27 protein-coding genes and 1 other RNA gene are annotated in these 24,466 nt (G+C 64.1%); 17 read left to right on the forward strand and 11 right to left on the reverse strand.

The genetic code is table 11. The features are described from left to right. Positions 1–20: 20 nt before the first annotated feature. Entirely contained in the window at positions 21–476 is a 456-nt protein-coding gene (locus tag C1922_RS08270; RefSeq protein WP_108751528.1) for a methyltransferase, read from the forward strand. A gap of 18 nt (positions 477–494) precedes the next feature. Here C1922_RS08270 and C1922_RS08275 read toward each other — a convergent pair whose 3' ends face one another. Together C1922_RS08275 and ssrA are read right to left on the reverse strand one after the other, a co-directional pair. After that, complete coding sequence (locus C1922_RS08275; protein WP_108749317.1) at positions 495–965, reverse strand: hypothetical protein; 471 nt, start codon at positions 963–965, stop codon at positions 495–497. Between the two features lie 163 nt (positions 966–1,128). After that, positions 1,129–1,482: a transfer-messenger RNA gene (ssrA, locus tag C1922_RS08280) on the reverse strand. A gap of 197 nt (positions 1,483–1,679) precedes the next feature. Here ssrA and C1922_RS08285 point away from each other — a divergent pair. The 3 genes from C1922_RS08285 (at position 1,680) to C1922_RS08295 (ending at position 4,070) form a co-directional block, all read left to right on the forward strand. Further along, positions 1,680–2,513 (forward strand): hypothetical protein, encoded by an 834-nt coding sequence (locus tag C1922_RS08285; RefSeq protein WP_108749318.1) that lies wholly within the window; start codon positions 1,680–1,682, stop codon positions 2,511–2,513. A gap of 153 nt (positions 2,514–2,666) precedes the next feature. After that, complete coding sequence (locus C1922_RS08290) at positions 2,667–3,359, forward strand: hypothetical protein (RefSeq protein WP_159091890.1); 693 nt, start codon at positions 2,667–2,669, stop codon at positions 3,357–3,359. A gap of 12 nt (positions 3,360–3,371) precedes the next feature. Beyond that, positions 3,372–4,070 (forward strand): hypothetical protein, encoded by a 699-nt coding sequence (locus tag C1922_RS08295; protein ID WP_108749320.1) that lies wholly within the window; start codon positions 3,372–3,374, stop codon positions 4,068–4,070. Here C1922_RS08295 and C1922_RS08300 read toward each other — a convergent pair. Then, entirely contained in the window at positions 4,047–5,216 is a 1,170-nt protein-coding gene (locus C1922_RS08300; protein ID WP_108749321.1) for a DUF3596 domain-containing protein, read from the reverse strand. The two genes, C1922_RS08295 and C1922_RS08300, sit on opposite strands and share 24 nt — an antisense overlap. Continuing rightward, positions 5,159–5,434, reverse strand: a complete 276-nt coding sequence (locus C1922_RS08305) for an excisionase (RefSeq protein WP_108749322.1) — start codon at positions 5,432–5,434, stop codon at positions 5,159–5,161. Before C1922_RS08305 ends, C1922_RS08300 begins: the two co-directional genes overlap by 58 nt. A gap of 45 nt (positions 5,435–5,479) precedes the next feature. On the opposite strand from C1922_RS08305, the gene C1922_RS08310 reads away from it, so the two are divergent. Then, on the forward strand, positions 5,480–6,268 hold the full coding sequence (locus tag C1922_RS08310) for a hypothetical protein (protein ID WP_234413480.1): 789 nt from the start codon (positions 5,480–5,482) through the stop codon (positions 6,266–6,268). 43 nt (positions 6,269–6,311) lie between these two features. On the opposite strand, the gene C1922_RS08315 is transcribed toward C1922_RS08310, so the two are convergent. Next, entirely contained in the window at positions 6,312–6,539 is a 228-nt protein-coding gene (locus C1922_RS08315; RefSeq protein ID WP_234413481.1) for a hypothetical protein, read from the reverse strand. Between C1922_RS08315 and C1922_RS08320 the strand changes: the two genes are divergently transcribed. Together C1922_RS08320 and C1922_RS08325 are read left to right on the forward strand one after the other, a co-directional pair. Continuing rightward, positions 6,538–9,102, forward strand: a complete 2,565-nt coding sequence (locus C1922_RS08320; RefSeq protein WP_234413482.1) for a PLxRFG domain-containing protein — start codon at positions 6,538–6,540, stop codon at positions 9,100–9,102. The genes C1922_RS08315 and C1922_RS08320 overlap by 2 nt on opposite strands. Positions 9,103–9,201: 99 nt before the next feature. Then, complete coding sequence (locus C1922_RS08325; RefSeq protein ID WP_108749324.1) at positions 9,202–9,555, forward strand: hypothetical protein; 354 nt, start codon at positions 9,202–9,204, stop codon at positions 9,553–9,555. A 123-nt stretch (positions 9,556–9,678) separates the two neighbouring features. Here C1922_RS08325 and C1922_RS20515 read toward each other — a convergent pair whose 3' ends face one another. Continuing rightward, the gene (locus C1922_RS20515) at positions 9,679–10,167 is read right to left on the reverse strand and encodes a hypothetical protein (RefSeq protein ID WP_199912238.1); all 489 of its coding nucleotides are present in this window, start codon (positions 10,165–10,167) and stop codon (positions 9,679–9,681) included. A gap of 14 nt (positions 10,168–10,181) precedes the next feature. Then, positions 10,182–11,093 carry a hypothetical protein gene (locus tag C1922_RS20350; RefSeq protein WP_159091892.1) on the reverse strand — a complete coding sequence of 304 codons (912 nt, stop codon included), beginning with the start codon at positions 11,091–11,093 and terminating at the stop codon, positions 10,182–10,184. A 143-nt stretch (positions 11,094–11,236) separates the two neighbouring features. On the opposite strand from C1922_RS20350, the gene C1922_RS08335 reads away from it, so the two are divergent. Both C1922_RS08335 and C1922_RS08340 read left to right on the forward strand, forming a co-directional pair. Further along, positions 11,237–11,854, forward strand: coding sequence for a hypothetical protein (locus C1922_RS08335; RefSeq protein WP_108749325.1), 618 nt, complete (start codon positions 11,237–11,239; stop codon positions 11,852–11,854). A gap of 413 nt (positions 11,855–12,267) precedes the next feature. Next, positions 12,268–12,840, forward strand: coding sequence for a hypothetical protein (locus C1922_RS08340; protein WP_108749326.1), 573 nt, complete (start codon positions 12,268–12,270; stop codon positions 12,838–12,840). Between the two features lie 105 nt (positions 12,841–12,945). Here the strand turns inward: C1922_RS08340 and smpB are convergent, their stop codons facing one another. Then, a complete protein-coding gene (gene smpB, locus C1922_RS08345) occupies positions 12,946–13,449 on the reverse strand; it encodes an SsrA-binding protein SmpB (protein WP_065722998.1) in 504 nt (167 codons plus the stop codon). A 57-nt stretch (positions 13,450–13,506) separates the two neighbouring features. Between smpB and C1922_RS08350 the strand changes: the two genes are divergently transcribed. After that, entirely contained in the window at positions 13,507–13,932 is a 426-nt protein-coding gene (locus C1922_RS08350; protein WP_108749327.1) for a type II toxin-antitoxin system RatA family toxin, read from the forward strand. Between the two features lie 3 nt (positions 13,933–13,935). Further along, a complete protein-coding gene (locus C1922_RS08355) occupies positions 13,936–14,193 on the forward strand; it encodes an RnfH family protein (RefSeq protein ID WP_108749328.1) in 258 nt (85 codons plus the stop codon). A gap of 36 nt (positions 14,194–14,229) precedes the next feature. On the opposite strand, the gene bamE is transcribed toward C1922_RS08355, so the two are convergent. Continuing rightward, positions 14,230–14,619: an outer membrane protein assembly factor BamE gene (bamE, locus tag C1922_RS08360; RefSeq protein WP_108749329.1), complete on the reverse strand. Its 390-nt coding sequence runs from the start codon at positions 14,617–14,619 to the stop codon at positions 14,230–14,232. Between the two features lie 103 nt (positions 14,620–14,722). Here bamE and fur point away from each other — a divergent pair, with 103 nt between their 5' ends. Further along, the gene (gene fur, locus C1922_RS08365; RefSeq protein WP_108749330.1) at positions 14,723–15,130 is read left to right on the forward strand and encodes a ferric iron uptake transcriptional regulator; all 408 of its coding nucleotides are present in this window, start codon (positions 14,723–14,725) and stop codon (positions 15,128–15,130) included. A gap of 105 nt (positions 15,131–15,235) precedes the next feature. Here the strand turns inward: fur and C1922_RS08370 are convergent, their stop codons facing one another. Then, positions 15,236–16,501, reverse strand: a complete 1,266-nt coding sequence (locus C1922_RS08370; RefSeq protein ID WP_108749331.1) for an SGNH/GDSL hydrolase family protein — start codon at positions 16,499–16,501, stop codon at positions 15,236–15,238. 93 nt (positions 16,502–16,594) lie between these two features. Here C1922_RS08370 and C1922_RS08375 point away from each other — a divergent pair, with 93 nt between their 5' ends. After that, positions 16,595–17,512, forward strand: a complete 918-nt coding sequence (locus C1922_RS08375) for a LysR family transcriptional regulator (protein ID WP_108751529.1) — start codon at positions 16,595–16,597, stop codon at positions 17,510–17,512. A gap of 125 nt (positions 17,513–17,637) precedes the next feature. On the opposite strand, the gene recN is transcribed toward C1922_RS08375, so the two are convergent. After that, positions 17,638–19,314, reverse strand: a complete 1,677-nt coding sequence (gene recN / locus C1922_RS08380) for a DNA repair protein RecN (protein WP_108749332.1) — start codon at positions 19,312–19,314, stop codon at positions 17,638–17,640. Positions 19,315–19,429: 115 nt separating this feature from the next. Between recN and hrcA the strand changes: the two genes are divergently transcribed. From hrcA to dnaJ, 4 genes are all read left to right on the forward strand, one after another. Further along, complete coding sequence (hrcA, locus tag C1922_RS08385) at positions 19,430–20,494, forward strand: heat-inducible transcriptional repressor HrcA (RefSeq protein ID WP_108749333.1); 1,065 nt, start codon at positions 19,430–19,432, stop codon at positions 20,492–20,494. 63 nt (positions 20,495–20,557) lie between these two features. Continuing rightward, positions 20,558–21,073 (forward strand): nucleotide exchange factor GrpE, encoded by a 516-nt coding sequence (gene grpE, locus C1922_RS08390; protein WP_108749334.1) that lies wholly within the window; start codon positions 20,558–20,560, stop codon positions 21,071–21,073. Positions 21,074–21,256: 183 nt separating this feature from the next. Beyond that, positions 21,257–23,179 carry a molecular chaperone DnaK gene (gene dnaK, locus C1922_RS08395; protein ID WP_108749335.1) on the forward strand — a complete coding sequence of 641 codons (1,923 nt, stop codon included), beginning with the start codon at positions 21,257–21,259 and terminating at the stop codon, positions 23,177–23,179. Positions 23,180–23,333: 154 nt separating this feature from the next. Beyond that, a complete protein-coding gene (gene dnaJ / locus C1922_RS08400) occupies positions 23,334–24,461 on the forward strand; it encodes a molecular chaperone DnaJ (RefSeq protein WP_108749336.1) in 1,128 nt (375 codons plus the stop codon). Positions 24,462–24,466: the final 5 nt, after the last annotated feature.

Consider the following 24,466-nt stretch of genomic DNA (forward strand, 5'->3'; position numbering starts at 1 on the left):
GCTGACGCCTGGGGATGCCGATGCACCTGCTGGAAACCCGCATTCCGCCACCGCTGGTCATGCTGCTGTGCGGCCTGGCGGGGTGGGCGCTGGACGGCCTACTGCCCGGGTGGGCGCTGCCGATGCCGGTCTGGGCAGCGGTTTCCATCGGCGTGCTGGGCCTGCTGCTGAACCTGCTGCCGAAGTGGACTTTCGGCCGCGTGCGCACCACGGTGAATCCGCTGCGGCCGGCTTCGACGACGGCGCTGGTGACCAGCGGCATCTATCGCTACAGCCGCAACCCGATGTACCTGGGCCAGGCGCTGGTGCTGCTGGGCGCGATGCTGCTGCTGCGCAACGCGCTGGCGCTGCTGGTGGTGCCGCTGTTCGTGGCCTGGATCACCCGCCTGCAGATCGTGCCGGAAGAGCGCGCGCTGGCCGCGCGCTTTGGTGTCCGCTATGCCGCCTTCCGCAACCAGGTGCGGCGCTGGCTGTAGGCGTCGTGCCGCGCAGGGTTACGGCGAGATCTGGCAGCTGACCGCGGCCGAATAGCCCTCGTAATCGTCGGCCGCGCCCACGTGCTGGGTGTGGCGTGCATCGACTTTGCGGATGTAGGAGGGCGCATCGGTGTCGGCATCATCGTTCACCGTGGTCACCGATAGACTGCGGCCGACCTGCGCGGCGGTGATGCCCAGCAGGTACACGTGGATGCTCTTCTGCCCGCCGGCAATCACGCTGACATCGGCACTGGTCACGCTGCCGCCCAGCAGTGCCACCTTGCCGCCCTTGGGCTGGAACACGCCGCCCGGCACCGGGGTCAGCCCGGCTGCGCGCAGCGCCTGTTCGGCCTGGGCCTGGGTGAAATCGGAACCGGGCCGGCAGGCCAGCAGGGTTTCCAGAGCGGCGGTGGGCTTGGTGGCGGGCGCGGCGGTGGCGGATGCGCCAATGGCCAGGGCGAACAGCAGGGCGGGCAGGCGGAGGTTCATTGCAGATCCTTATGGGGTGGCCGGGCAGGGCGTGTGGCCGTTGGTTCTGCAGTGTGCGGCAGGCATGGGGGGGCTGTCACCGCGCGCACGAAAACGGCAACAAAAAAGCCGGAACCCCTTCATAGGAGATCCGGCTTCTTGCGGCCTCGACAGGCCATACAGATGGTGGAGGTGGGCGGAATTGAACCGCCGTCCGAAGGCACTCCATCCCCAGCACTACATGCTTAGCTCACCGTTGGATCTCGCCCCCGAGCAGCACGGTGTGCAAAGCGCACCCGGGGACCAGCCTGTTGTGTTCTAGTGCCGGACTGACAGGCAGCCGCCCAGCGCGATTCCATGATAGTGACTCTACACCGCGAGCATGGACACAAGCGGTTTCGAGGCTTAGGCCTTAAGCGGCCAGAGCGTAGTTGTCGTCGTTGGCAACTAGAGTTTTGCAGCTGGATTTACGAGGAAAGCTACCCCCTCGGCATGCGCCAGGCGACTTCACAACCCCCGTCGAAACCAATGCACCCCCGGTTTCTTCAAGTATTGCAAGGCTTTCAGGCCCTTGGTTGACCAAATGTTGACCAAGAACCCGCCTAACGATGTGGATGGTACGGCAATCTTCCTGAACAGTCACGCGGCAAGTCATTCCTGTTCATCTTCACTTGCTGAACAATCGCAGCGTATGCGACGCTCTGGCCGGACGCTTAAGGGGCAAGGAGCTCCGGCATGTCGGTCACGCAATTGCTGGGACCAAGCAGCTACCTGTCTTACCTTGGTAAGGCGGGTGACGGCTATGACGCCAACACGCACAAGGCGAGGGTGGAGTTTGAGCCTGGCACGCCAGTCGATGCCTATGTGAAGGTTTATGACGAAGGTGACGCGCCCAAGGGTCTCGTCAATGAACTCATCGGCTACGTCTTGGCGAAGCATGCTGACATCGATGTGCCGGTGCGATCCGCGATCATGTTGTTGTCGAATGCCCAGACGGGCTACCTGCCTGATGGGTTCAGGCCGATGAAGGACGCGAGCGGCAGCGTCGTGGCGTGGTGCGTCGAGGACGTTGGCGGCAACACTCCAAAGCAGGCCTTTAGATGGACAGAAGAGCCGGGACTAGAAGCACTTCGTGATGACCTAAAGAAGTGGCAGAAGCTGGTTGATGTGGTTGCACTGGATGCTTGGGTACTCAATGAGGATCGGAATCTCGGAAACCTCGTCCGCATGGCGCCTGGGAAATATGCTGTCATTGATCACGGCCGGGTCTGTACGGGGAACGCGTGGGCTGTTCCGTTGGATAGAGCTCGTGTGAGTCACACGAATAAGCTGGCTCTCGCCGCTTGGGACTCTCATGACGTCGAGCAGGCCCCTGCGAAAGTCAGATCCGGAGTTCTCAGCGCATTTGAGGCTCATGCAACCGTTCTTGCCAAGGCGGATCTCGACCTGTTGGAGTGGCTGCCCCGTCTTGTGGAGGGGCTAGAGGAACAAGACGTGAAGGATTTCCTGCAGCAGCGCGCAACTTCCGTCCCGAAACACTACAAGACAGCATTCCAGGTGCTGCTATGAATCTGACAAGTCTACTAAGGACGTCCAATTCGAGTGCTGGCCAGGCCGTTGAAGGTGTGTGGCAGAACATTCGCTGGCTGCCATGCGGCCACAGGTGAAGTATTGAACCTTGGCGTCCGGTTCAGGGCAGGCAATGGACAGAGCATAGTGCGCTTGATCGACTCATTCGATAGGGTCAAATGTCTTTATGACGCAAGCGTGGCAAGCGATGCGCAGTTTCTCGTGAGGGTCGTCGGTGACGCGTTGGCGGCTGGATTCGAGATACCAGCAACTGGCATCTTCCTCAGCGAGGAAAAGTATGCCTCCGGAACCAACGCCCGTGCAGTTGTCGATGACCTATTTTTCCGAACCGTTCCGCTGGCCCGCCCGCGCGCGGAGGCAGAGCGCGGTGGAAAGTGGCTGAAGACGGAGCCGAATGACGCCATCAGAAGTGTCGTCTTTGACGAGCTACGGCGCATCTCCGGACTTCGCGCTGAGACCATCATCCGCGGGGAGAACCAATTCGAGGTTAGGGAGCCCGGGAAGACTCACTACCTAGATATTCCACTCCAGTCCAATCGGGCGCTCGGTACGATCGTCTCGGCAAGGTTCGCCAAAAGGAAGGATGCCGAGCTAAGGCTCTTGCGCGCAGACAACGATCTGCAGATTGCAAAGCGTGTCTACCAAGGAGATCGGATGCTGATGTACGTGGTTCGACATGATTCAGGAGCTGCGGCAGCCGAGCGGTTTGATGAGCTGCTGGATGATTTCTCATGGAAATTCAGCAGGGTCGGAGTAGAGATGAAGAGCTACTCTGATCCTCTGCTCGTTGCCGAAGACGTCGTCACTGACATGTTGGCCGCCTAACAGGAGCTCGGTTTGGACGGACAGCTAGACAGCGAACCTGATGCGCCCATTGAGGACTTGGGTGAGTTTGGGAGCTCGGGCTGGTATCGACGGATCAGAGCAGATCTCTATGCTGCCGCGAAGCGCCTATTTGCCTTTCAGCGGGAAAGGGAATGCGAGCGCCACTTTCTCTTAGCGGCAATTCGTAGGACGCTTTCCTTGGAGATGGCGTTCCGCCAAGCTGTTGACTCAAAGAACGGTCAAATGGCTATGACCATTGTCAGGTTGAATCTTGATACCTTGGCCAGGACATACGCAATTTACTGGGCCGAGCAGACTCCCGGTCTGACGGCGGAAGAGTTTGCTAGGAGTGTCGCATCGGGTGTGAGTATCAAGGATATGAAGCTTCGTGGGGCAAAGGAAAAGGCTAGCGATCGATGGCTGATAGATCAGATTAAGCCCTTGGCAGATTGGATCCCCGATGTCTATCGACGAACATCGGGTGCTATCCATTTCTCTGAATTTCACATCGCGCAGATGCTGCAGCAGTCCGAGAACAAGGGTACGGAAGGGGGCGGGTCCGTGCTCATAAGGCTGGCTCTTGGGCCGACGGATGAAGTGCGAAGCCCGACCCATTACCGCGAGGTTTCCCAAGCCTTTCTCCACATTACGATGATGTTGATCGCATTGCTAAAGCATAGGTGTGAGCTAGCCCATCTTGCCAGGCAATAAGGTCCAGGCGGCCGCGGCCTTCGCACCAGCATCGGGGACCATCGACGGGATCCATCGGCCGTACTTCTTCGCCGTGATTGTCCAGTCACGGTGGCCCATCTGCCTTGCCACCCACATGACGTTTTCGCCCGCGCTGAGCGCCTGTGATGCGAAGGTCTGGCGCATCTGATACGGGTACCGGTACCGGACGCCAGCCTTGCGCAGCGCGCGCTGCCATTCGCCGGCGCGGATGCTCTGATCCGACCCCCACCGCGCGTTCGTCCTGGGGTCATGGAAGACGAACTCGCCGGCGGTGGCGGTATGGGCACGCTGGGCCTTCAGGGCATCGATTGCCGGCTGCAGCAGCTGCACTTCTCGCACGCCTGACTCGGTCTTGGGGGCCTTCATCTTGCCCATGACCCAGGCGCGCCGGATCTTGACCGTCCCCTTGCGCCAGTCGATGTCCGACCAGCACAGGCCGATCATTTCCGAGGTGCGCAGGCCCGTGGCGAAGTTGAACTGGCAGTAGTTGCGGACCTGGTCCTCGCGGCAGGCGGCCAGGATCGCCTGAACTTCCTCCGGCGTGAAGGGGTCGACCTCTTCGCGCGCGTTGGCCTTGGCACGCCGCTTCACCCTGAAGCCGTCGAGGGGATTGCTCTGGATCAAGTCGTCGGCCACGGCCTCATCCAAGGCGCCGCGGAGCGGGCCCAGGACGTTGTTGATGCGCTTGGCCGACGTCGACTCATCGAACGTGGCCACCAGCTCCTTCAGCGCGATACGGTCGAAGTCACGCAGCGCGATCGCGCCGCAGCGGGGCACCAGGATGTTCTCGATGATGCGGCGGTAGCCGATCAGGCTGCTGTGCTCGAGCTCGGGCTCTTTCTGCGCCAGCCACCGGGTCAGCACCTGCTCCAAGGTATCCAGGGCCGCCGGCTTCCCTGCCACCTGCACCGCACGCTTACTGCCGGGGAAGTGGGTGGCATAGTCGAAGGTGCCTTTCTCGGTCTCGACCTTGATCTGCCCCAGCAGATTCTCGCAGTAGCGCAGGTTCCGAGCTGTCGGGGCGAGCTTGATCCGCTCACGGCAACGCTTGCCCCGATAGTAAAAGTCTATTGCGATGCTGCTCTGTGTAGCTGGCCTGAAGCCGCCTTGCCGTGGATTACCCACTCTTCGTACCCCTCCAAGTCAATCAGGTTTCTTCCATCCGGCGCCTTGATGAACACGGCACCCTCCAGCCAGTCGCCACGCTTGATCTTCGAGTTGACCGCGTCGACCGTGTAGCCGGTCAGCGTCTCGAATTGCTTGAGCGTGACGAACCGAACCGGGCGCAGGTTCGCGGGGGTTCCGACCCTCGGCAATCCTCCTGCAGGGGATCTGCTACTCATAAGTCGTCTCCGGTGGCCAAGCGGTGGAGCAATTGCAGCGCAGTCATGGGAGAATCCCTCCGACCGGACCGTGATAAGGAAGCGCGGATGAGCACATGTTTGCTAGCAGCTGATTTAGGGAATGCGGCCGACTGGGCGGGCGTGCTGATGGCGTTGCTATCCACGATTGCCGCTTGGGCATCCGTGGGGGTCGGTGTCATAGCAGTTGTGGCGACAACATTCGTTGCAGTCCTCGCCTATCGCACGTCTCGCCAAGCCACCTCGATTGCTGCTGAGGCGACCAGAATTGCCGAGCAGCAGCATTTGGAAGTGGTTGGAGTAAGGGATGGGAACGCTCGCATAGTTGCTCGAGTGCTTGTTCACGAGGTTTCGGGACTGCCCATGGAGCTTTACATCCTGCATCAACATTGCATTGAGGCTTTGGCTCGAGGGACACCGAAGAATGATGAAGACGTTGCCTTCTTTGAGCGTACGTTCCAGCTGGGTGCGCGATCGCTTTTGCCCGGTACCGAGAAGTCGGAAGACAGGCTTCATTATTTGCCGGAGAAGCTTGGTAACGATCTTGCAGTCCTGATCGGATACAGCCGAACTTTAAGCGATACCTGTCAAGTGCTGCTTTCTCAGGTGAAAGTAAGGACCCGACCCGACCATGTCCCGCGTGAGATCAAGGTTTTTGCGGGATCGATGGACCAGATTGAAAGCCTGAAAAAGTACGTCGAGAAGTTCTCCGCCTATTGCATGGAAACGGCAGCGAACATTCGAGAGTTCTCGGGTGCACAGCCGCATGATTTTTCCAAGACCGATCTCCGAAAAGAGAAATCTAGCGCTTCTTAGGTTCACGGGCTCTTCGACGTGCCCGCCCACCTCTCTGCGGTGCTTACGCATGGTCGATCTCCGTCAGCGGCGCAGGTGCGGCGATGTCACCGGGCAAGCCTATCGGCGCCGCAGCGCCGGCAGCGTCATCGTAGGCACGGATCGCGTGGGCGATCGCGTAGAGGCGCCAGATGAAGTGGAGCGTGTACTGCTGCAGGGACGATGCGTATTCCCAAGCGTCGGTGATCTGGAAGTCGCTGTAGTCGGGGGCGCTCGGCTTGAAGTCCGACATGGCGCTGATCGCGTTGATAAGTGCATCGTGGTCTTCCGAGTCATTCAGCACTTCGAGCTCGAGCTCCTGCCACCAGCCCCTGCAATTCAAGGCGCCAGGAGGGCAGGGTCTGCAGGAGGTCAACCGCAAGAACGTTCTACATGCGATCAAGGTGATCCAGCAGCAGATGAGGGAACGCAGCGGCGACACCAAGACAAACATGATGAATGAAGTGAAGGCGCTGAAAGCAATGCTGAAGGTCGAACCACGTCGCCGCAGGCAGTACGCTCCGTTGGTTGAGCAGTGGTCACAGCTGTCACCCGAAGCGCGGAGGTTCTACAGCCAGTTCCGTGATGCCTATCGAGCCAGGTCCGACGCGGTGGAAGAGGCCCTGATCCAACGCATCGAGGACCTGAAGGGTGGTGATCTGGTTGGAGGCCAGGTCATCAGCGACAGTAGCCGCCGCATGCTGGTGAACAAAATCCGTGAGCAGTTCGAATCCGCGCGGCTGCAAGGCGTCTACTTCCCCCTGCAGCGCTTCGGCAAGTTCTTCGTCGCAGCGGAGAAGGGCAGCACAAGCACTTTCCTGATGTTCGAATCACAGAACGAGCTGGACCGAGCCGTGAAGGACCTCCAAGCCAAGGAGTGGGCCATCACCGCCCGAGGAATGAAGATGGAGGGCAGGGCGGCCGACGCACCGAGCGGCACCTTCGTCGCCGACGTGATCGACCAACTGCGGACGGCGCACGTGTCCGACGCGGTCCAGGACCAGGTGTACCAGTTGTACCTGCAGACCATGCCGGAGCTGTCGATGCGCAAGCACCAGATCCACCGCAAGTCGGTGCCTGGCTTCGACCCTGATGCCGTGCGTGCCTTCGCCTACAACATGCAACACGGGTCGCACCAGCTGGCCCGACTGCGATACGCCCACAAGCTGCAGGGGGTGCTAACCGACCTGAAGGACGCGCAGAAGAAGATTCAGGCATCGCCCAACGTCGACACACGAAAGATCGTGGCGGGCGACGCCCTTCTGGAAGAGCTGGGCAAGCGGCACGAATGGATCATGAATCCGACCGACTCGGCGCTGACAAACCTGATCTCGTCGTTCGGCTTTACCTACTACCTGGGCGCGACTCCGGCGGCGGCGTTGGTGAACGTGACTCAGACCGCCCTGGTCAGCTACCCCTACCTGGCCGCACGGCACGGCGGGGTCAAGGCCATGAACTACCTGCTGGCCGCCAGCCGTGACGCCGTGCGCACCGTGGGCAACATCCAGAGGACGCTGGCCGACCCCGACGAGCTCCGCGCCTACCAGGCGCTTGAAGCCTCCGGTGCCATCGAGAAGACGCAGGCCCACAATCTCGCCGGCATCGCCGAAGGTGGCATGACGGGCTACAACCCAGCCTGGAGAAAGGCCATGGAGATCATCGGCTGGGGCTTCCACAAGACCGAGGTGGTCAACCGCGAGGCGACCGGCATGGCCGCCTACCGCCTGGCCCGTGCCGACGGCAAGTCATTCGACGAGGCGGTGAAGTTCGCCCGGGACGCCATCTTCGACACCCACTTCGACTACAGCAACGCCAACCGCGCCCGCTTCATGCAGAGCGGTACCGCCAAGGTGCTGCTGATGTTCCGGCAGTACAGCCTGAACATGACCTGGGCGCTCGGGCGCATGGTGTGGCAGGCCACCAAGGGGCAGGACCCCGAAGTGCGCCGGGTGGCACGTCGCAACTTGACCGGCCTGCTGGGCATGAGCGCACTGTTCTCCGGCGCCATGGGCCTGCCGATGATGGGCATGATCATGGGGGCGCTCAATGGCATCCAGGCCACCTTCGGGGATGACGAAGAGCCGTGGGATGCAGAGACCGAGCTGCGGGCTTTCCTCACCGGCATGCTGGGGCAGGGCGGTGCGGATCTGCTGCTGCACGGGCCGGCCGACAAGCTGACCGGCGCCAACATTTCCGGCCGTGTCGGCCTGGACAGCCTGTGGATCCGCGACGCCGATCGCGAGCTCGACGGCCGCGGCATGTTCAACAACCTGCTCGAGCAGGCCGCAGGGCCAATGGGCGGGGTCCTGAAGAACGTGCTGGTCGGCAAGCAGCAGGTCGACGAGGGCCACATCTGGCGTGGGGTGGAGACCATGCTGCCGAAGGGCTTCAAGGACATCATGAAGTCGATCCGCTACGGGGCTGAAGGTGTCAACACCCTTCGCGGCGATCCGGTCGTCGAGGATCTCTCGCCCTGGCAGATCTTGCTGCAGGGCAGTGGCTTCGCCCCGGAGAAGGTGTCCAGGCAGTACGAGACCACCCGCGCGCTGAAGAACTACGAGCAGCACATCCTCGACCGCCGCAAGTCGCTGGTGAACGCCTTCGCCATGGCCCTGCGCAACGGCGACGCCAGCGACCGGGCTTCGGTGCTCAGCAAGATCGGCGCCTTCAACAAGGCCAATCCGGAGCTGGCGATCACCTCGAGCGGTCTGCAGCAGGCCATCAAGAACCGTGCCCGCTACAGCGCCAGGGCCGAGGCCGGCATCGTGCTCAACCCGAAGCTGGCCGCGCGCCTGAACAAAGCGGTCAGCGAGTAGTTGCTGCAACTTTGCGCCCCCGTCGGATCTGCTTGGATGGAACCAATGTGAAGACGCCGGCGCTGGTGCCGGCGTTACCGATACAGGGGTCAGTAGCCGATGGACAAGAAGGACTCGCAGTTGGTGGCCATTGGAGAAGGAAAGCAGGAGAACGGCCAGCCCATGGACAGTGGTGCTGGTTTTCTTTCCCCTGCAAGAGGCCTGGAGATGGGGCCCACGGCATCCAGGGGGCGGCACTCTCGCCGCCAGACGCTGGAGAAGGGCATGGAAGATGAGCGCCAAAAGGCTCAGGTGGTCTCGATGGAGGCCTTCAAGGCAGGCCGGGTAGGGAAGATCCCCCCGGAGGTGCTGGAGATGTATGACCAGCTGACCCGCGACCAGCACGCGCTGGTGCGGACCTCGATCGTGCTCGTGGCAGCCTTGCGGAGGCGCTTGGGACTGCCGGACATCTGACCGCCTGAGTGCTGCTATGACAGCAGTAGCCGATAAAAGCTGTCCCGGGTAGGTGAACTAGGGAGAAGCGTAGGCAAGTACTGGCAACGTGCTTCTTCACACGTTGCCAGTATCCAGATCGTGTCAGCCGATTACCGTGGGATCACCAACGATAACCACCCCACCGCCACCACCACCGCCGCCGCCGCCGCCGCCGCCGCCTACATCTCCCCACCAGCCGCCGTCACCGCCGCCGCCGCCGAAGTCACCGCCACCACCGCCACCGCCACCCGATGCTTCCTTTTGGGTCCCAGGCACTGGTTCCACACACACGGTGCCGCTCAGGCAGAGCACTTTTCCCTCTTCCACCGATCCATCCGGCCAAGTGACCTTGATGGTGCTTCCGATTGGAAGCGAGCCAATACCGAAGGTGGCGCGGTGCATCCCAGCCAGGCCAGTCAGCCCGGCAATACGCAATTCGGCCATTTCGAAAGCCGATATGCCCTGCGCAGCCGCAACCTGGTTGTACGGATACGCACGCGCGTTGATTTCCACCGTCGCTGCGACTACGACGAATGCAGCAAAGAACAGACCAAGCAGACTCCACTTCCTCTTACCAGAAACAAGGCTCATTTAAAACTCCATTTTTAGATTGGCTTTTTTCCTACGACTCTCTGCACTTCAGCTATCGCCTTGTCGAGCGATTCTTGTTGGCCAGCCGGTACGGCATTCGTCCGGATGGCACTTTCATAGTCCCCAGAGTTGCATATGCCCGTGTTGACGCAGAGCGAGTCCATTCGATAAGAGTCTGATCCGCAATCAGCTCCCATCCGACATGCGGCGATTCCCCATGCATAGTTGGCGTAGGGGCCAGTGACGGCTGGACGGTACTCCGCCAGATCAGAATCCTGCGGTGCAAGTGCGAGCAAGTCCCCCAATGCAAACACCGCTTCTGGATCGGATGAGTTGACTACGTCCCGCGCCAGCGACTGGTAATCTGATGCCTGAAGTTTGGAATAGTTTTTTGATGCGAGGGCGACTTTGGCGTACGGGTCTCCCTGGCGCGCTGCTTTGTCGAGCCAAGTCATGTAAGCATCTTTAGGAATCACCTGCCCGCCGTCGACTCCTGAGCAAACCGTCGAGAAACGCTTTTTAATGCCATCGTACGCGGTAGGTGAGGCCCCCCTGACTCGTGCAAATGCATCAAGCATCGAGTACATATTTGAAGGTGAGAGGCTAAAAACCGAACACCGTTCGAAAAGTTCTGCTAGCTGGCGCTGGGCAATGACATCTCCAGCTTCCGCTCGTCCACGCAACTCTAGGAAGCGCGATTCCGCGGCGCTGGAGCTGAGGTGTGCCCAATCCTTGCTTGGTGAAGTCCCCGTTCCCGGTCTTGGGCTTTCTTCGCGCTGCTCCTCGAATTTGAGGGCCTCGCCGGCTGTCGCCGAACGTTCTTCAGCCTGTGGCGCACTGCCTGTCGCCGCGTAATACCCGTAAAGCGACGCCGCCGCGCCGAGCACGACTACCCCAATAACGACTTTGCTCTTGCGCCCCATCATTCTTCCCTGATCGAAACCTGAACGCCGATCCTAGCATGTGAACGGTGCATGAATTCAACGGGTAGCAAACTTTTCGTCCCATCTGATCTATTCGTCAAATCGTTCAGGCAAGATGTCCACAGACACAGGGGGTGGGGCTAAAGATGTTGGAAGCTCTTTTCGTGGCGGCGGCCAAGGCTCCTCCGGCGGCCACCGCAGTGACGAACAATGGAGGCGACTGGAATTGGGTGGTACCGGTTGCCACCCTGATTCTGGGCTTCGGGCTGAAGTGGCTACAGGATCACGTGACGGAAAAGCGGCGGAGGCTGCACGATAAGGAGCTGCGTCGGGAGCAGCGCTATGACCAACTCCGCATACGCCGGCTCGAGGCAGAACGCGCCAATCTTCTTGCCTTGCAGCCACTAGCGGTTCGGTTTGTTCGTGCAGCGACAGTGGCTGCAAGCGAGAAGCGTAGATCCTTCGAGATTGGAAGGCCGTGGAATCAGGCTCGGTCGACCGACGAGGCTGACGCGGAACTGCGAAAGTCCGCGCTGGAGCTGATCCCGCTACACGCACGTATCCACACGCCAGAGGTTTCCGTACCGCTAAACAACGTGGTCAACCTAATCACGACGGCATTTCAGGCCGGCGGTGCTGCCGCATTCGAGGACATTTGGGCTGGCGTCAATCCAGCGAACAACGAACTGCACAGAGTGATGGGCCTGGTCATCAAGCAGCTCGAGGACGAGAACCAGCAGCTCGGTGATCCGCCAGCGGGCTGATCATGGTGTTGGTCAACATCGAATGTTGACCAAGAAGTTGACCAAACGCTGCCAATCGATGCCCACTTCTGCCCATTTTGCCTCCCGCAACGAGAAAGCCCATCAAGCATAAGTGTTTGATGGGCTTCGAAATTCCGTGGTTTCGCGAGGTGGCGCCAAATGCGCAACGGGGACAATGCACCCCCGGTTTCTACAGTGCTGCAAGGTACAAGGCCGATTCCGTGTTGCCACGGCACAAGCCTGCCCAACGCCTGTAATGCTACGGCAAAAATGCTGAACCGTCACCTTCGCAGGTTTTTCAATCCGCAACAGGTTGTAGAGCCTTTGTCATAGCGGATTGCTAACTTCCCGGGCACGAAATTGCGACACACTGGCAGCGACCATCCGAGCCAGGATCGACACGGAGACAATGGGTGACCGAAGCCAAGCAACAGCGCAGCCTGCGACAACTGGTCGGGCCGGTAGGCGCCGACTACCAGCGCCGGGCGGTGCCGCCGGCGTGGGTGTGGGCGGTCATGGCGATGCTGCTGGCGGCGACCTGGGTGAGTGAGTTGCCGGCCACGGCCGCGGCGGCGCTGGTGGCCAGTGCGGTGGTGGTGCATTGGCCGCAGCGTGGCCGCATGCACTGGCTGGGCTGGCGGTTGCCGGCGCTGGCCGTGCTGGCGGCGCTGCTGTGGGGGCCGGACGTGCTGGCGCAGTGGTTCGAGCACGGGCTGGCGCTGACCCTGATGTCGCTGGCCAGCCTGAGCATGGGCGTGCATGTGTGGCAGTCGCGGCAGACCGCGCGGCAGTTGCAGGGTGCGGCAGATGCGCTGGACGATACGCAGCTGATGTCGCTGCTGCCCGCCGACGCGGCGCGCCTGGCCCAGCAGTGGCGCGCCGGCGATGACCGCCATGCGCCGGAACTGGCGGTGGTGATGCACCTGGCGGTGATGCATGCGGCGCTGGCGCCGCGCCTGGGCGGGCGGGGCACGCTGGCCGGTTGACCCGCTTTTTGTGGAGTCGAGCCATGCTCGACTGATCCTTTGCCGCAGCCGAGCATGGCTCGGCTCTACAGTTGAAGCGCCGCAGCCGAGCGGGGGCGGGGCGCTTCAGGCGTCGCGGTTGCCGCGGCGCATCACGCGCTGCTTTTCGATGGCCCAGTCGCGGTCCTTGGCGGCATCGCGCTTGTCGTGGGTCTGCTTGCCCTTGGCCAGCGCCACTTCCAGCTTGATCTTGTTCTTGCTCCAGTACATGGCGGTGGGCACGATCGTGTAGCCATCGCGCTCGACCTTGCCGACCAGCTTGTCGATCTCGCTCCGGTGCAGCAGCAGCTTGCGCTCGCGGCGGTCGTTGGCCACCACGTGGGTAGAGGCCTGGATCAACGGGGTGATCTGCGCGCCGATCAGGAAGATCTCGCCCTGCTTCACGTAAGCGTAGGCGTCGATGATGTTGCCGCGCCCGGCGCGGATCGACTTCACCTCCCAGCCCTGCAGGGCCAGGCCCGCCTCGAAGCGCTCTTCGATGTGGTACTCGTGGCGGGCACGCTTGTTCAACGCGATGGTCTTGTTGGCCGTCGCGTTCTTTGCTTTATCCTTGCCGCTGTTCTTGCTCATTTCCGTATTGTCTCCGATTCGGGCCCGCCCGGTCGATTGCCGAAACGTTCTGTCTTTATGCCTACTATCCGCCGCAGCGCCCTGGTCGAACATTCCTCCGCCCGCATGTTCGATCTCGTCAACGACGTGCAGGCCTATCCGCGCCGCTTCCGCTGGTGTTCCGATGCCCGCATCCTGGAACAGGGCGAGGACCGGCTGGTGGCCCGCCTGGACCTGGGCCTGGGCTCGTTCAGCACCTGGTTCCAGACCGAAAACACCCTGCAGCGCCCGCACAGCATTGATATGCAGTTGCGCGACGGCCCGTTCAAGCAGTTGCACGGCCGCTGGGAGTTCCATGCCCTGGCCGAGGATGCCTGCAAGGTAACCCTGACCCTGGAATTCGAACCCAGCTCACGCCTGCTGGGGCCGGCGCTGGCCATCGGCTTCCAGGGGCTGGCCGATCGCATGGTCAACGATTTCGTGCGCGTGGCCGACGAGGGCTGAGCGATGATCGAGGTCGAGGTGGTGCTGGCCTGGCCGCAGCGCGTATTGGCGCGCCAGCTGCAACTGGAAGAGGGCGCCACCGTGGCCGATGCGGTCGCTGCCGCAGCGCTGGAAGGCAGTGCCGACTGCCCGGCGCTGGCCGTGCATGGCGTGCTGGCCCGCCCGCAGCAGGTGCTGCACGACGGCGACCGGGTGGAACTGCTGCGCCCGCTGCTGGCCGACCCCAAGGACAATCGACGCAAGCGCGCACGCGGCGACTGAACCGCGCCACCGCCAGGCGGCGCGGTGCAGCGGGGCTCAGCGGCCCTTCTTCTTGTCCTTCGGCAGATTGCGGCCGAACTGGCGCACGGTCTGCTGGGCCAAGGCCTTGTCGTTGGCCGGGAAGTAATCGCCTTCCCAACGGGTGACCACGTCGTTTTCGAAGTACACGGTGAAGTTCTTCACTTCGGTACGGCCGAGGCGGTTCACGCGCTCGCTGGAGGTGTAGTCCCAGCGCTGGGCGTGGAACGGATCCGGCACCGAGGGCGTGCCCAGCAGCGCATTCACCTGCTGCTTGCTCTGGCCGACCTGCAGCTTGGCAACGGCGTCCTCGCGGATCAGGTTGCCCTGGTAGATCGGTTGCTTGTAGATGATGCCGCACCCGGTGGTGGACAGAGCGATGGTGGCGACCAGCAGGAGATTGCGCATCGGAAAGGGCGTTTGGGGAAATCGAACCGATGATACACTCCCGGCGTGCCACCGCGACCCAATCCGAGGCAGCTGGCGCTAAATCGCCAATGAACGGAGACCTATGGAAACCCACGACCTGCGCAAAGTCGGCCTGAAGGTGACCCATCCGCGGATGCGGATCCTGGCGCTGCTCGAGCAGCGCAATGCCCAGCACCACATGACCGCCGAAGACATCTACCGCCAGCTGCTGGAGCACGGCGACGAGATCGGCCTGGCCACGGTGTACCGGGTGCTGACCCAGTTCGAGGCCGCCGGCCTGGTGCTGAAGCACAACTTCGAAGGCGGCCAGGCCGTCTACGAGCTGGACCGCGGCGGTCACCACGACCACATGGTCGATGTGGACAGCGGCAAGATCATCGAGTTCGAAAGCCACGAAATCGAAGAGCTGCAGCGCAAGATCGCGGCCGAGCATGGCTACGAGCTGGAAGAGCATTCGCTGGTGCTGTACGTGCGCAAGAAGCGAAAGTAACGGTTTCCCGCGTGCTGAGATGTGCGAAGACCCCGGGCCTGGCCCGGGGTTTTTCGTTGCTGGGATCAGAGCCCCTTGCTGGCGCAAGGGGATCCGACCCCGGGGTCAGATCCCTTTCCGCCAGGAAAGGGCTCTGACCCCCGTCCCCCCATGCGTGGATGGACCTGTCAGAACGCCCAGATCCACCGCCTCGGCCATGGCCCGGTTGCCGGCGTCACCGGGGTGCAGGTGGTCGCCCGAATCGTAGGCGGCGGCCATCCGTGACGGTTGCGCCGGGTCGCGCAGGGCGGCGTCCAGGTCGATCACCGCATCGAACGGGCTGTCGGTGCGCAGCCAGGCGTTCAGCTGCTGGCGCAGGGCGTCCTTGTCCGGCTGGTAGTAGTCCTGCAGCGGGGTGCCCGGCAGCGCGCCGGCAAACGGTGGCAGGGTGGCGCCAATGATGCGCACGCCGCGCACATGGGCCCGTTGCGCCAGGGCGCGGTAGCCGGCCTGCAGGTCGGCCAGCGTCGGCCGGGGTTGGTGGCGGGCGAAGGCGGTACCCGGCCAACTGATGTCGTTGATGCCGATCAGCACGATCACGCTGGCGGCGCCGGGCAGGTCCAGCACATCGCGCTGGAAGCGGGCGAGGGCGGACAGGCCCATGCCATCACGCAGCAGGCGCCCCCCGGAGATTCCCGCATTGACCACGGCCACCCCATGCGGCGCCAGGCGCGCAGCCAGATGGTCGGTCCAGCGCTGGTCGGCGTCCAGGCTGGCGCTGGCCCCGTCGGTAATCGAATCGCCGATCACCACCACGCTGCGTGCCGCAGACGGGGCCGCGACCTCGATGCCGCTCACGAACAGGCGCGCGGTGGTGGTGCTGGCGCCCTGCAGGGCGCTGGCCAGACTCTGGTCGCCGGGGGCGATCCAGCTGGTCTGTCGACCGTCCCAGTGGAAGGTCTGCAGCGGCGTCGGCCCTGCCACGTACACACTCACCTGCAGTGCCTGCTGATCGGCAGTGATCAGTGGCAGCGGGTCGCTCAACCGGTCCTGGCCGGGGCCGATCACGACGCCGGGTTGCCCATCGAAGGCCAGCGGCAGCGGCGTCGCACCGGGTTGGCTGGCCACGCTGGCCCGGTCGATCCGCAGCGGCTGGCGGCCGTGGGCATTGCTCAGGCCCACCCGCAGTGCGCCTCCACCCAGGCTCAGGCGCAGTGTCTGGCGGAAGGTCTGGTCGTGCAGGTCGGCCGGGACGAAGCTGGGGAACAGGAAGTCCTCGCCCCAGACTGGCTGTGGGCTGGCCTGCCAGCTGGCCACCCAATGGAACTGGGCGGGGCCCGCATGGGCGGAAAGCGACAGCAGGGCGGTGGCGGCAAGCAGGTAACGGCGCATGGCAGGCGTCCTCGGAAGGGACAGCCAGCGTGGCCGTTGCGCCACCTGTGAACTAGACTGCGTAGGGACAATCATCTGTGAATGGGATTCACCATGGCGCGCCCCGATATCAACCGATCCGGCGAACTGGAAGTGTTCGTGCGGGTGATCGAGACCGGGGGCTTTTCCGCGGCCGCGCGCAGCCTGGACATGACGCCATCGGCGGTCAGCAAGCTGGTGGCGCGTTTGGAGCAGCGGCTGGGCACGCGCCTGCTGCAGCGGTCCACCCGGCAACTGCAGCTGACCCCGGAAGGCTGCAGCTTCTACGAGCGCGGCCTGCGCGTGCTGGCCGATCTGGAAGAAGCCGAGCGCTGTGCCAGCGCCCATGCCGAGCCGCGTGGGCGGCTGCGGTTGAATTCCAACGTGCCCTTCGGACGCCATTTCCTGCTGCCGCTGCTGCCGGCCTTCCTGCAGGCGCACCCGCAGGTGGGGGTGGACCTGAGCCTGAATGACGAGGTGATCGATCTGCTGGAACAGCGCACCGACGTGGCCGTGCGCGCTGGCCCGCTGAAGAGCTCCAGCCTGGTGGCGCGGCAACTGGGCGCGACGCGGATGATGATCGTGGCGGCGCCGTCCTATGCGGCCCGCCACGGCCTGCCTGCCGACGCCGATGCGTTGCTGTCGCACAACCGGCTGGACATCGGCCATGCGCGGACGCTGCAGGGCTGGCCGCTGCTGCACGACGGCCAGCAGGTGCGGGTGCCGACCCAGGGCAACCTGCGCGCCAGCAATGGCGATGCGCTGCGCCAGCTGGTACTGGGCGGGCTGGGCATGGCCCGGCTGGCGGCCTTCCAGGTACGCGAAGACCTGGCTGCCGGGCGCCTGCTGCCGGTGCTGGAAGACGCCAACCCCGGCGATCTGGAAGAAGTGCACGCCGTGTTCGTGGGGCAGGGCGGCTACCTGCCGCTGCGGGTGCGCGCGCTGCTGGATTTCCTGGTGGAACACGTGGATCTGGCCAAGCCTCTGGCCTGACCCCGGCGGCCGTAGAGTCGAGCCATGCTCGACTGCTCTTGGCCTGACGCCGGAAGCAGTCGAGCATGGCTCGACTCTACGAACCTGGAATCCCGTAGATCCACGCCATGCGTGGATGCGCCTGCTCAGTCGAGCAAGCTCGACGCTACCAACAGCTTGCGAGCGGCCGCGCGTGCTTCCTTGCTCACTTCCACCCCGCCCAGCATGCGCGCCAGTTCTTCCTCGCGGGCCTTGTGATCCAGCTTCTCCACCGCGCTCTGGGTCATGCCTTCCACTGGCGCCTTGCTGACCCGGTAATGGGCATGGCCCTTGGAGGCGACCTGCGGCAGGTGGGTGACGCACAGCACCTGGCGCTTCTCGCCCAGTGCGCGCAGCTTCTGGCCGACGATGTCGGCCACGGCGCCGCCAATGCCCGAATCCACTTCGTCGAACACCATGGTCGGCACCGCGTCCAGATCCAGCGCGGCCACTTCGATGGCCAGCGAGATGCGCGACAGTTCACCACCGGAGGCCACCTTGCGCAGGGCGCGCGGCGGCTGGCCGGCGTTGGCGGCCACCAGGAATTCGACGCGTTCGGCGCCCTGCGGGTCGGGTTTGCCGGCGTCCTGCGGTTCCAGCTCGATCAGGAACTGGCCGCCGCCCATGCCCAGCTCGGCAATGATGCCGGTGGTGGTGGCCGACAGCTCGGCGGCCGCCTTGCGCCGGCTGGCGCTCAGTACCTCGGCCTGCACCCGCCAAGCGGCCACGGCCTTGTCGATCTCGCCGGCCAAGCGCTGCAGGCGCTCGTCGGCGCCGCGCAGCTGTTCCACTTCGGCATGCATGCGCTCGCGCTGCGCGCCCAGCTCGTCCATCGGCACGCGGTGCTTGCGCGCCAGGTCGTGCAGGCGGCCCAGGCGGCGCTCGTTCTCTTCGAACTGCTCCGGGTCGGCGTCCAGGTCATCGTGCACCCGGTCCAGCAGCGACAAGGCTTCGTGCAGCTGGATCGAGGCGTTCTCGATCAGGCCGTCCACCTCGCCCAGGCGCGCATCGTGTTCGATCAGGCGCGACAAGTCGTGGCGCACCTGCTGCAACAGGTCCAGCGCGGAACTGCCGTCGTCGCCGTTGAGCTGGTTGCTGGCGGCTTGGCAGGCGGTCAGCAGGGCGCTGGCATGGGCCTGGCGGCGGTGGCTGGCGCCCAGGGCGGCAATCGATTCCGGTTCCAGGTCCTCGCGGTCCAGTTCGCGCAGCTGGTGTTCCAGGAAACCGATGCGGTCACTCACGTCGCCCTGTTGCGACAGCGCCAGCGATTCGTCCACAAGCGCCTGCCAGGCAGCAGCGGTACGGCGCACCTGGCGGCGGGCCTCTTCGTTGTTGGCGAAGGCGTCCAGCAGGGCCAGCTGCGACGGCCGCGCCAGCAGCGCCTGCTGTTCGTGCTGGCCATGGATTTCCACCAGGTGCGCGGCCAGATCGCCCAGCTGCGCCAGGGTGACCGGGCGGCCGTTGATCCAGGCGCGCGAGCCGCCATCGGCGCGGATGACCCGGCGCAGTTGGCATTGCTCGTCGTCGTCCAGCTCGTTGTCGGCCAGCCACTGGCGGGCGGCCTGCAGCTGGTCCAGGGCGAATTCGGCCGACAGCTCGGCGCGGGCGGCGCCGTGGCGGACCACGCCGCTGTCGGCGCGCAGGCCGGACAGGAAGCCCAGTGCGTCGACCATCAGCGACTTGCCGGCGCCGGTCTCGCCTGAAACGACGGTCATGCCGGGCCCGAATTCCAGTTCGGTGGCGCGGACGACGGCGAAATCCTTGATCGAAAGATGTCTGAGCATGGGTAATGGGGTGTCTGCAGCCGCGCAACGCTAGCATGCGCGGCCGGGTGGTCCAATGACTTGCCAAGGTGCTGCGCCGCCATTATCTAGTGTCCGTGTCTCACAGGTTGATTCCATGCACGGTTCCGCCGACCAGCTAGCCCCGCGCGCGCGCCATCTGCTGCGCACGCTCATCGCGCGTTACATCCAGGACGGCGAGCCGGTGGGCTCGCAGACGCTGGCGCGCGTGGCCGGGCTGGAAGTCAGTCCGGCCACCATCCGCAACATCCTGGGCGACCTGGAAGACCTGGGCCTGCTGGCCTCGCCGCATACCTCGGCCGGGCGCATTCCCACCGCCCACGGCTACCGGGTGTTCGTCGACAGCCTGCTGCAGATGCAGCCGCCGGGCGAGGGCGAGCTGGCCCGCCTGCGGCTGGAACTGGCCAGCGGCGGCAGCACCCAGGCCCTGCTGGGCAGCGCCTCGGAGCTGCTGTCGGCCATGAGCCATTTCGTCGGCGTGGTCAGTGCCCCGCGGCGCGAGCAGTTCGCCTTCCGGCAGATCGATTTCGTGGCCCTGGACGGGCGCCGGGTGTTGGCCATCCTGGTGTTTGCCGACAATGAAGTGCAGAACCGGGTTATCGAGACCCGCCAGGACTTCGCCCCGGGCCAGCTGGAACAGGTTGCCAATTACCTGAACGCGCATTTCGCTGGCCTGCCTCTGGCCGAGATCCGCACCCGCCTGCTGCTGGAGCTGCGCGATGCCCGTTCCGAGCTGGAGCAGCTGCTGGCGCACAGCATCGAGCTGGCCGAGCAGGCCCTGCAGCCGCCGGCCGACGACATGCTGGTGGCCGGGCAGACCCGGTTGATGGGGGTGCAGGACCTGTCCGACCTGGAGCGGCTGCGCGAGCTGTTCGAGCTGTTTTCCAGCAAGCGCGAGATCCTGCAGCTGCTGGAGCGCACCATCCAGGCCCCGGGCGTGCGCATCTTCATTGGCGAAGAGACCGGCATGATGCCGCTGCAGGGCGTGTCGCTGGTCACCGCGCCCTATACCGCCAACGGCCAGGTACTGGGCGTGCTGGGGGTGATCGGGCCCAAGCGCATGGCCTATGACCGCATGATTCCGCTGGTGCAGGCCACCGCCGACATGCTTGGCGCGGCCTTTTCGCCGTCCGGGCGCACCCCGGGCACATCCGACGCTTGAAACGCAGCATCCCGCCCACACTAGGGTGGGTGGAGGCGGGCTGTGACCGCCAGGGACCCAGACATGAACCACGAAAACCCCGATATCGAATCCCAGCAGAGCGCGGCCGATGCAGCGGCTGCGGCCGGCGTGAGTGACGAAACCGAGCGCCTGCGTGCCGAGATCGAGCAGATCAAGGCTGATGCCCTGCGTGAACGCGCCGACCTGGACAACCAGCGCAAGCGCGTGGCCCGCGACATCGAGCAGGCCCGCAAGTTCGCCAACGAAAAGCTGCTGGGCGAGCTGCTGCCGGTGTTCGACAGCCTGGATGCCGGCCTGAAGGCCGCTGGCGATGACGCCCATCCGCTGCGCGAAGGCCTGGAACTGACCTACAAGCAGCTGCTGAAGGTCGCCGCCGACAACGGCCTGGTCCTGCTGGACCCGACCGGCCAGCCGTTCAACCCGGAACACCACCAGGCCATCAGCCAGGTGCCGACCCCCGGCGCCGCCCCCGGCAGCGTAGTCACCGTGTTCCAGAAGGGCTACCTGCTGAACGAGCGCCTGCTGCGGCCGGCGCTGGTGGTGGTGGCCGCCGACTGACCGGCCGGGCCCACGGCCGCCGGGCATCGCCCGGCGCTACCCGCCCACCGCTATGTTTTCCAGGCGCTGAACACAGCGTTCGGGGGATGGCTTGAATGTTCCACGAGCCTCCCCCACATCCCATTCATCCACCGGCACAACGGCCGGACTGAACCCAACAAGCATTCTTCAGGAGTCTCCCCCATGGGCAAGATCATTGGTATCGACCTCGGCACCACCAACTCGTGCGTGGCGATCATGGACGGCGGCAAGGCCCGCGTCATCGAGAATTCGGAAGGCGATCGCACCACCCCGTCGATCGTCGCCTACACCAAGGACGGCGAAGTGCTGGTCGGTGCCTCGGCCAAGCGCCAGGCCGTGACCAACCCCAAGAACACCTTCTACGCGGTGAAGCGCCTGATCGGCCGCAAGTTCACCGACGCCGAAGTGCAGAAGGACATCGCGCACGTCCCGTACAGCATCCTGGCCCATGACAATGGTGATGCCTGGGTGGCCACCAGCGACGGCAAGAAGATGGCCCCGCAGGAAATCTCGGCCAAGGTGCTGGAAAAGATGAAGAAGACCGCCGAGGACTTCCTCGGTGAGAAGGTCACCGAAGCGGTCATCACCGTGCCGGCTTACTTCAACGACAGCCAGCGCCAGGCGACCAAGGACGCCGGCCGCATCGCCGGCCTGGACGTCAAGCGCATCATCAACGAGCCGACCGCGGCCGCGCTGGCCTATGGCCTGGACAAGGGTGACAACAAGGATCGCAAGATCGTGGTGTACGACCTGGGCGGCGGCACCTTCGACGTCTCGGTGATCGAAATCGCCAACGTCGATGGTGAAAAGCAGTTCGAAGTGCTGGCCACCAACGGCGACACCTTCCTGGGCGGCGAAGACTTCGACAACCGCGTCATCGAGTACCTGGTTGAAGAGTTCAACAAGGACCAGGGCATCGACCTGCGCAAGGATCCGCTGGCCCTGCAGCGCCTGAAGGACGCTGCAGAGCGCGCCAAGATCGAGCTGTCCAGCGCCCAGCAGACCGAAGTGAACCTGCCGTACGTCACCGCTGACGCCTCGGGTCCGAAGCATCTGAACATCAAGCTGACCCGCGCCAAGCTGGAAGCGCTGGTGGAAGACCTGATCAAGAAGTCGATCGAGCCGTGCCGCGTGGCCCTGAACGACGCCGGCCTGCGTTCGAGCGACATCAGCGAAGTGATCCTGGTCGGTGGCCAGACCCGCATGCCGAAGGTGCAGCAGGCGGTGACCGAGTTCTTCGGCAAGGAACCGCGCAAGGACGTCAACCCGGACGAAGCCGTGGCACTGGGTGCTGCGATCCAGGGCGGCGTGCTGGGCGGCGACGTGAAGGACGTGCTGCTGCTGGACGTGACCCCGCTGTCGCTGGGCATCGAAACCATGGGCGGCGTGTTCACCAAGATCATCGAAAAGAACACCACCATTCCGACCAAGGCTTCGCAGGTGTTCTCCACCGCCGAAGACAACCAGTCGGCCGTGACCGTGCACGTGCTGCAGGGTGAGCGCGAACAGGCCCGCTTCAACAAGTCGCTGGCCAAGTTCGACCTGTCCGGCATCGAGCCGGCCCCGCGCGGCCTGCCGCAGGTGGAGGTGTCCTTCGACATCGACGCCAACGGCATCCTGCACGTGTCGGCCAAGGACAAGAAGACCAACAAGGAACAGAAGGTCGAGATCAAGGCCGGTTCGGGTCTGTCCGAGGAAGAAATCGCGCGCATGGTGGCCGATGCCGAAGCCAACCGCGAAGAAGACAAGAAGTTCCAGGAACTGGTGCAGGCCCGTAACCAGGCCGATGCCCTGATCCACGGCACCCGCAGCGCCATCACCGAGCACGGGAGCAAGGTGGGCGGCGATGTCATCGGCAAGGTGGAAGCGGCCCTGGCCGATCTGGAAACCGCGATGAAGGGCGACGACAAGGCACAGATCGAAGCCAAGTCGAAGGTGCTGGAAGAAGCCGGCCAGGCGCTGTTCGCCGCCGCTTCGGCCGACCAGGGCGGTGCCCCGGGTGCCGACGCCGGCAACGCAGGCAAGGCGCAGGATGACGTGGTGGACGCCGAGTTCACCGAAGTCAAGGACGACAAGAAGTCCTGATCCGGACCGACACGGGGCGCTGCCTGGCAGCGTCCCGTTGTCGCATCAGGGTCCTGACCGCCACCCGGCGTGTCGGGGCGCCCGACGCAAGAGCGGACCTGGTTCCGCTCTTCCGCTTTGACGAATCCCGACTTTCCGGAAGCTGATTCACCCTATGAGCAAGCGCGATTACTACGAAGTGCTGGGCGTTGCCCGCACCGCCACCGACGAAGAGCTGAAGAAGGCCTACCGTCGCTGCGCGATGAAATTCCATCCGGACCGCAACCCGGGTGATGCGGCGGCCGAAGCCTCCTTCAAGGAGTGCAAGGAAGCCTACGAAACGCTGTCCGACGGCAACAAGCGCCGCATGTACGATGCCCACGGCCACGCCGCGTTCGAGCACGGCATGGGCGGTGGCGGTGGTCCGGGCGGCCCGGACATGAACGATATCTTCGGCGATATCTTCGGCAATATTTTCGGTGGCGGCGGCGCGGGCCCGCGCCAGGCCCGTCGCGGTGCCGACATCGGCTACGTGATGGAGCTGGACCTGGAAGAAGCGGTGCGTGGCGTCGAGCGCCGCATCGAGATTCCGACCCTGGCCGAGTGCGGCGACTGCGATGGCAGTGGCTCGGAAGACGGCAAGGTCGAGACCTGCAACGTCTGCCATGGCCGTGGCCAAGTGCGGATCCAGCGCGGCATCTTCGCCATGCAGCAGGCCTGCCACAACTGCAACGGCCGCGGCCAGATCATCGCCAAGCCGTGCAAGACCTGCCACGGCAACGGCCGGGTGGAAGAAGACAAGGTGCTGTCGGTGAAGGTGCCGGCCGGCGTCGACACCGGCGACCGTATCCGCCTGTCCGGCGAGGGCGAAGCCGGTCCGGCCGGTACGCCGCCGGGCGATCTGTACGTGGAAGTGCGCGTGCGCGAGCATGCGATCTTCCAGCGCGACGGCGACGACCTGCACTGCGAAGTGCCGATCCGCATCTCGCAGGCCGCGCTGGGCGATACCGTGCGCGTGGCCACCCTGGGTGGCGAAGCGGAGATCCGCATTCCGGCCGAGACCCAGACCGGCAAGCTGTTCCGCCTGCGCGGCAAGGGCGTGCGTTCGGTGCGCAGCCGCAGCGAAGGCGACCTGTACTGCCGCGTGGTGGTGGAAACCCCGGTGAACCTGACCGCCGACCAGCGCAAGCTGCTGGAGCAGTTCGAGGCGACCTTCAACGGCGAAGATGCACGCAAGCATTCGCCGAAGTCGGCCACCTTCATGGACGGCGTCAAGGGTTTCTGGGACCGGATGACGTCCTGAAGTTT

The organism is Stenotrophomonas sp. ZAC14D2_NAIMI4_7, assembly GCF_003086675.1.
Classification (GTDB): Bacteria; Pseudomonadota; Gammaproteobacteria; order Xanthomonadales; family Xanthomonadaceae; genus Stenotrophomonas.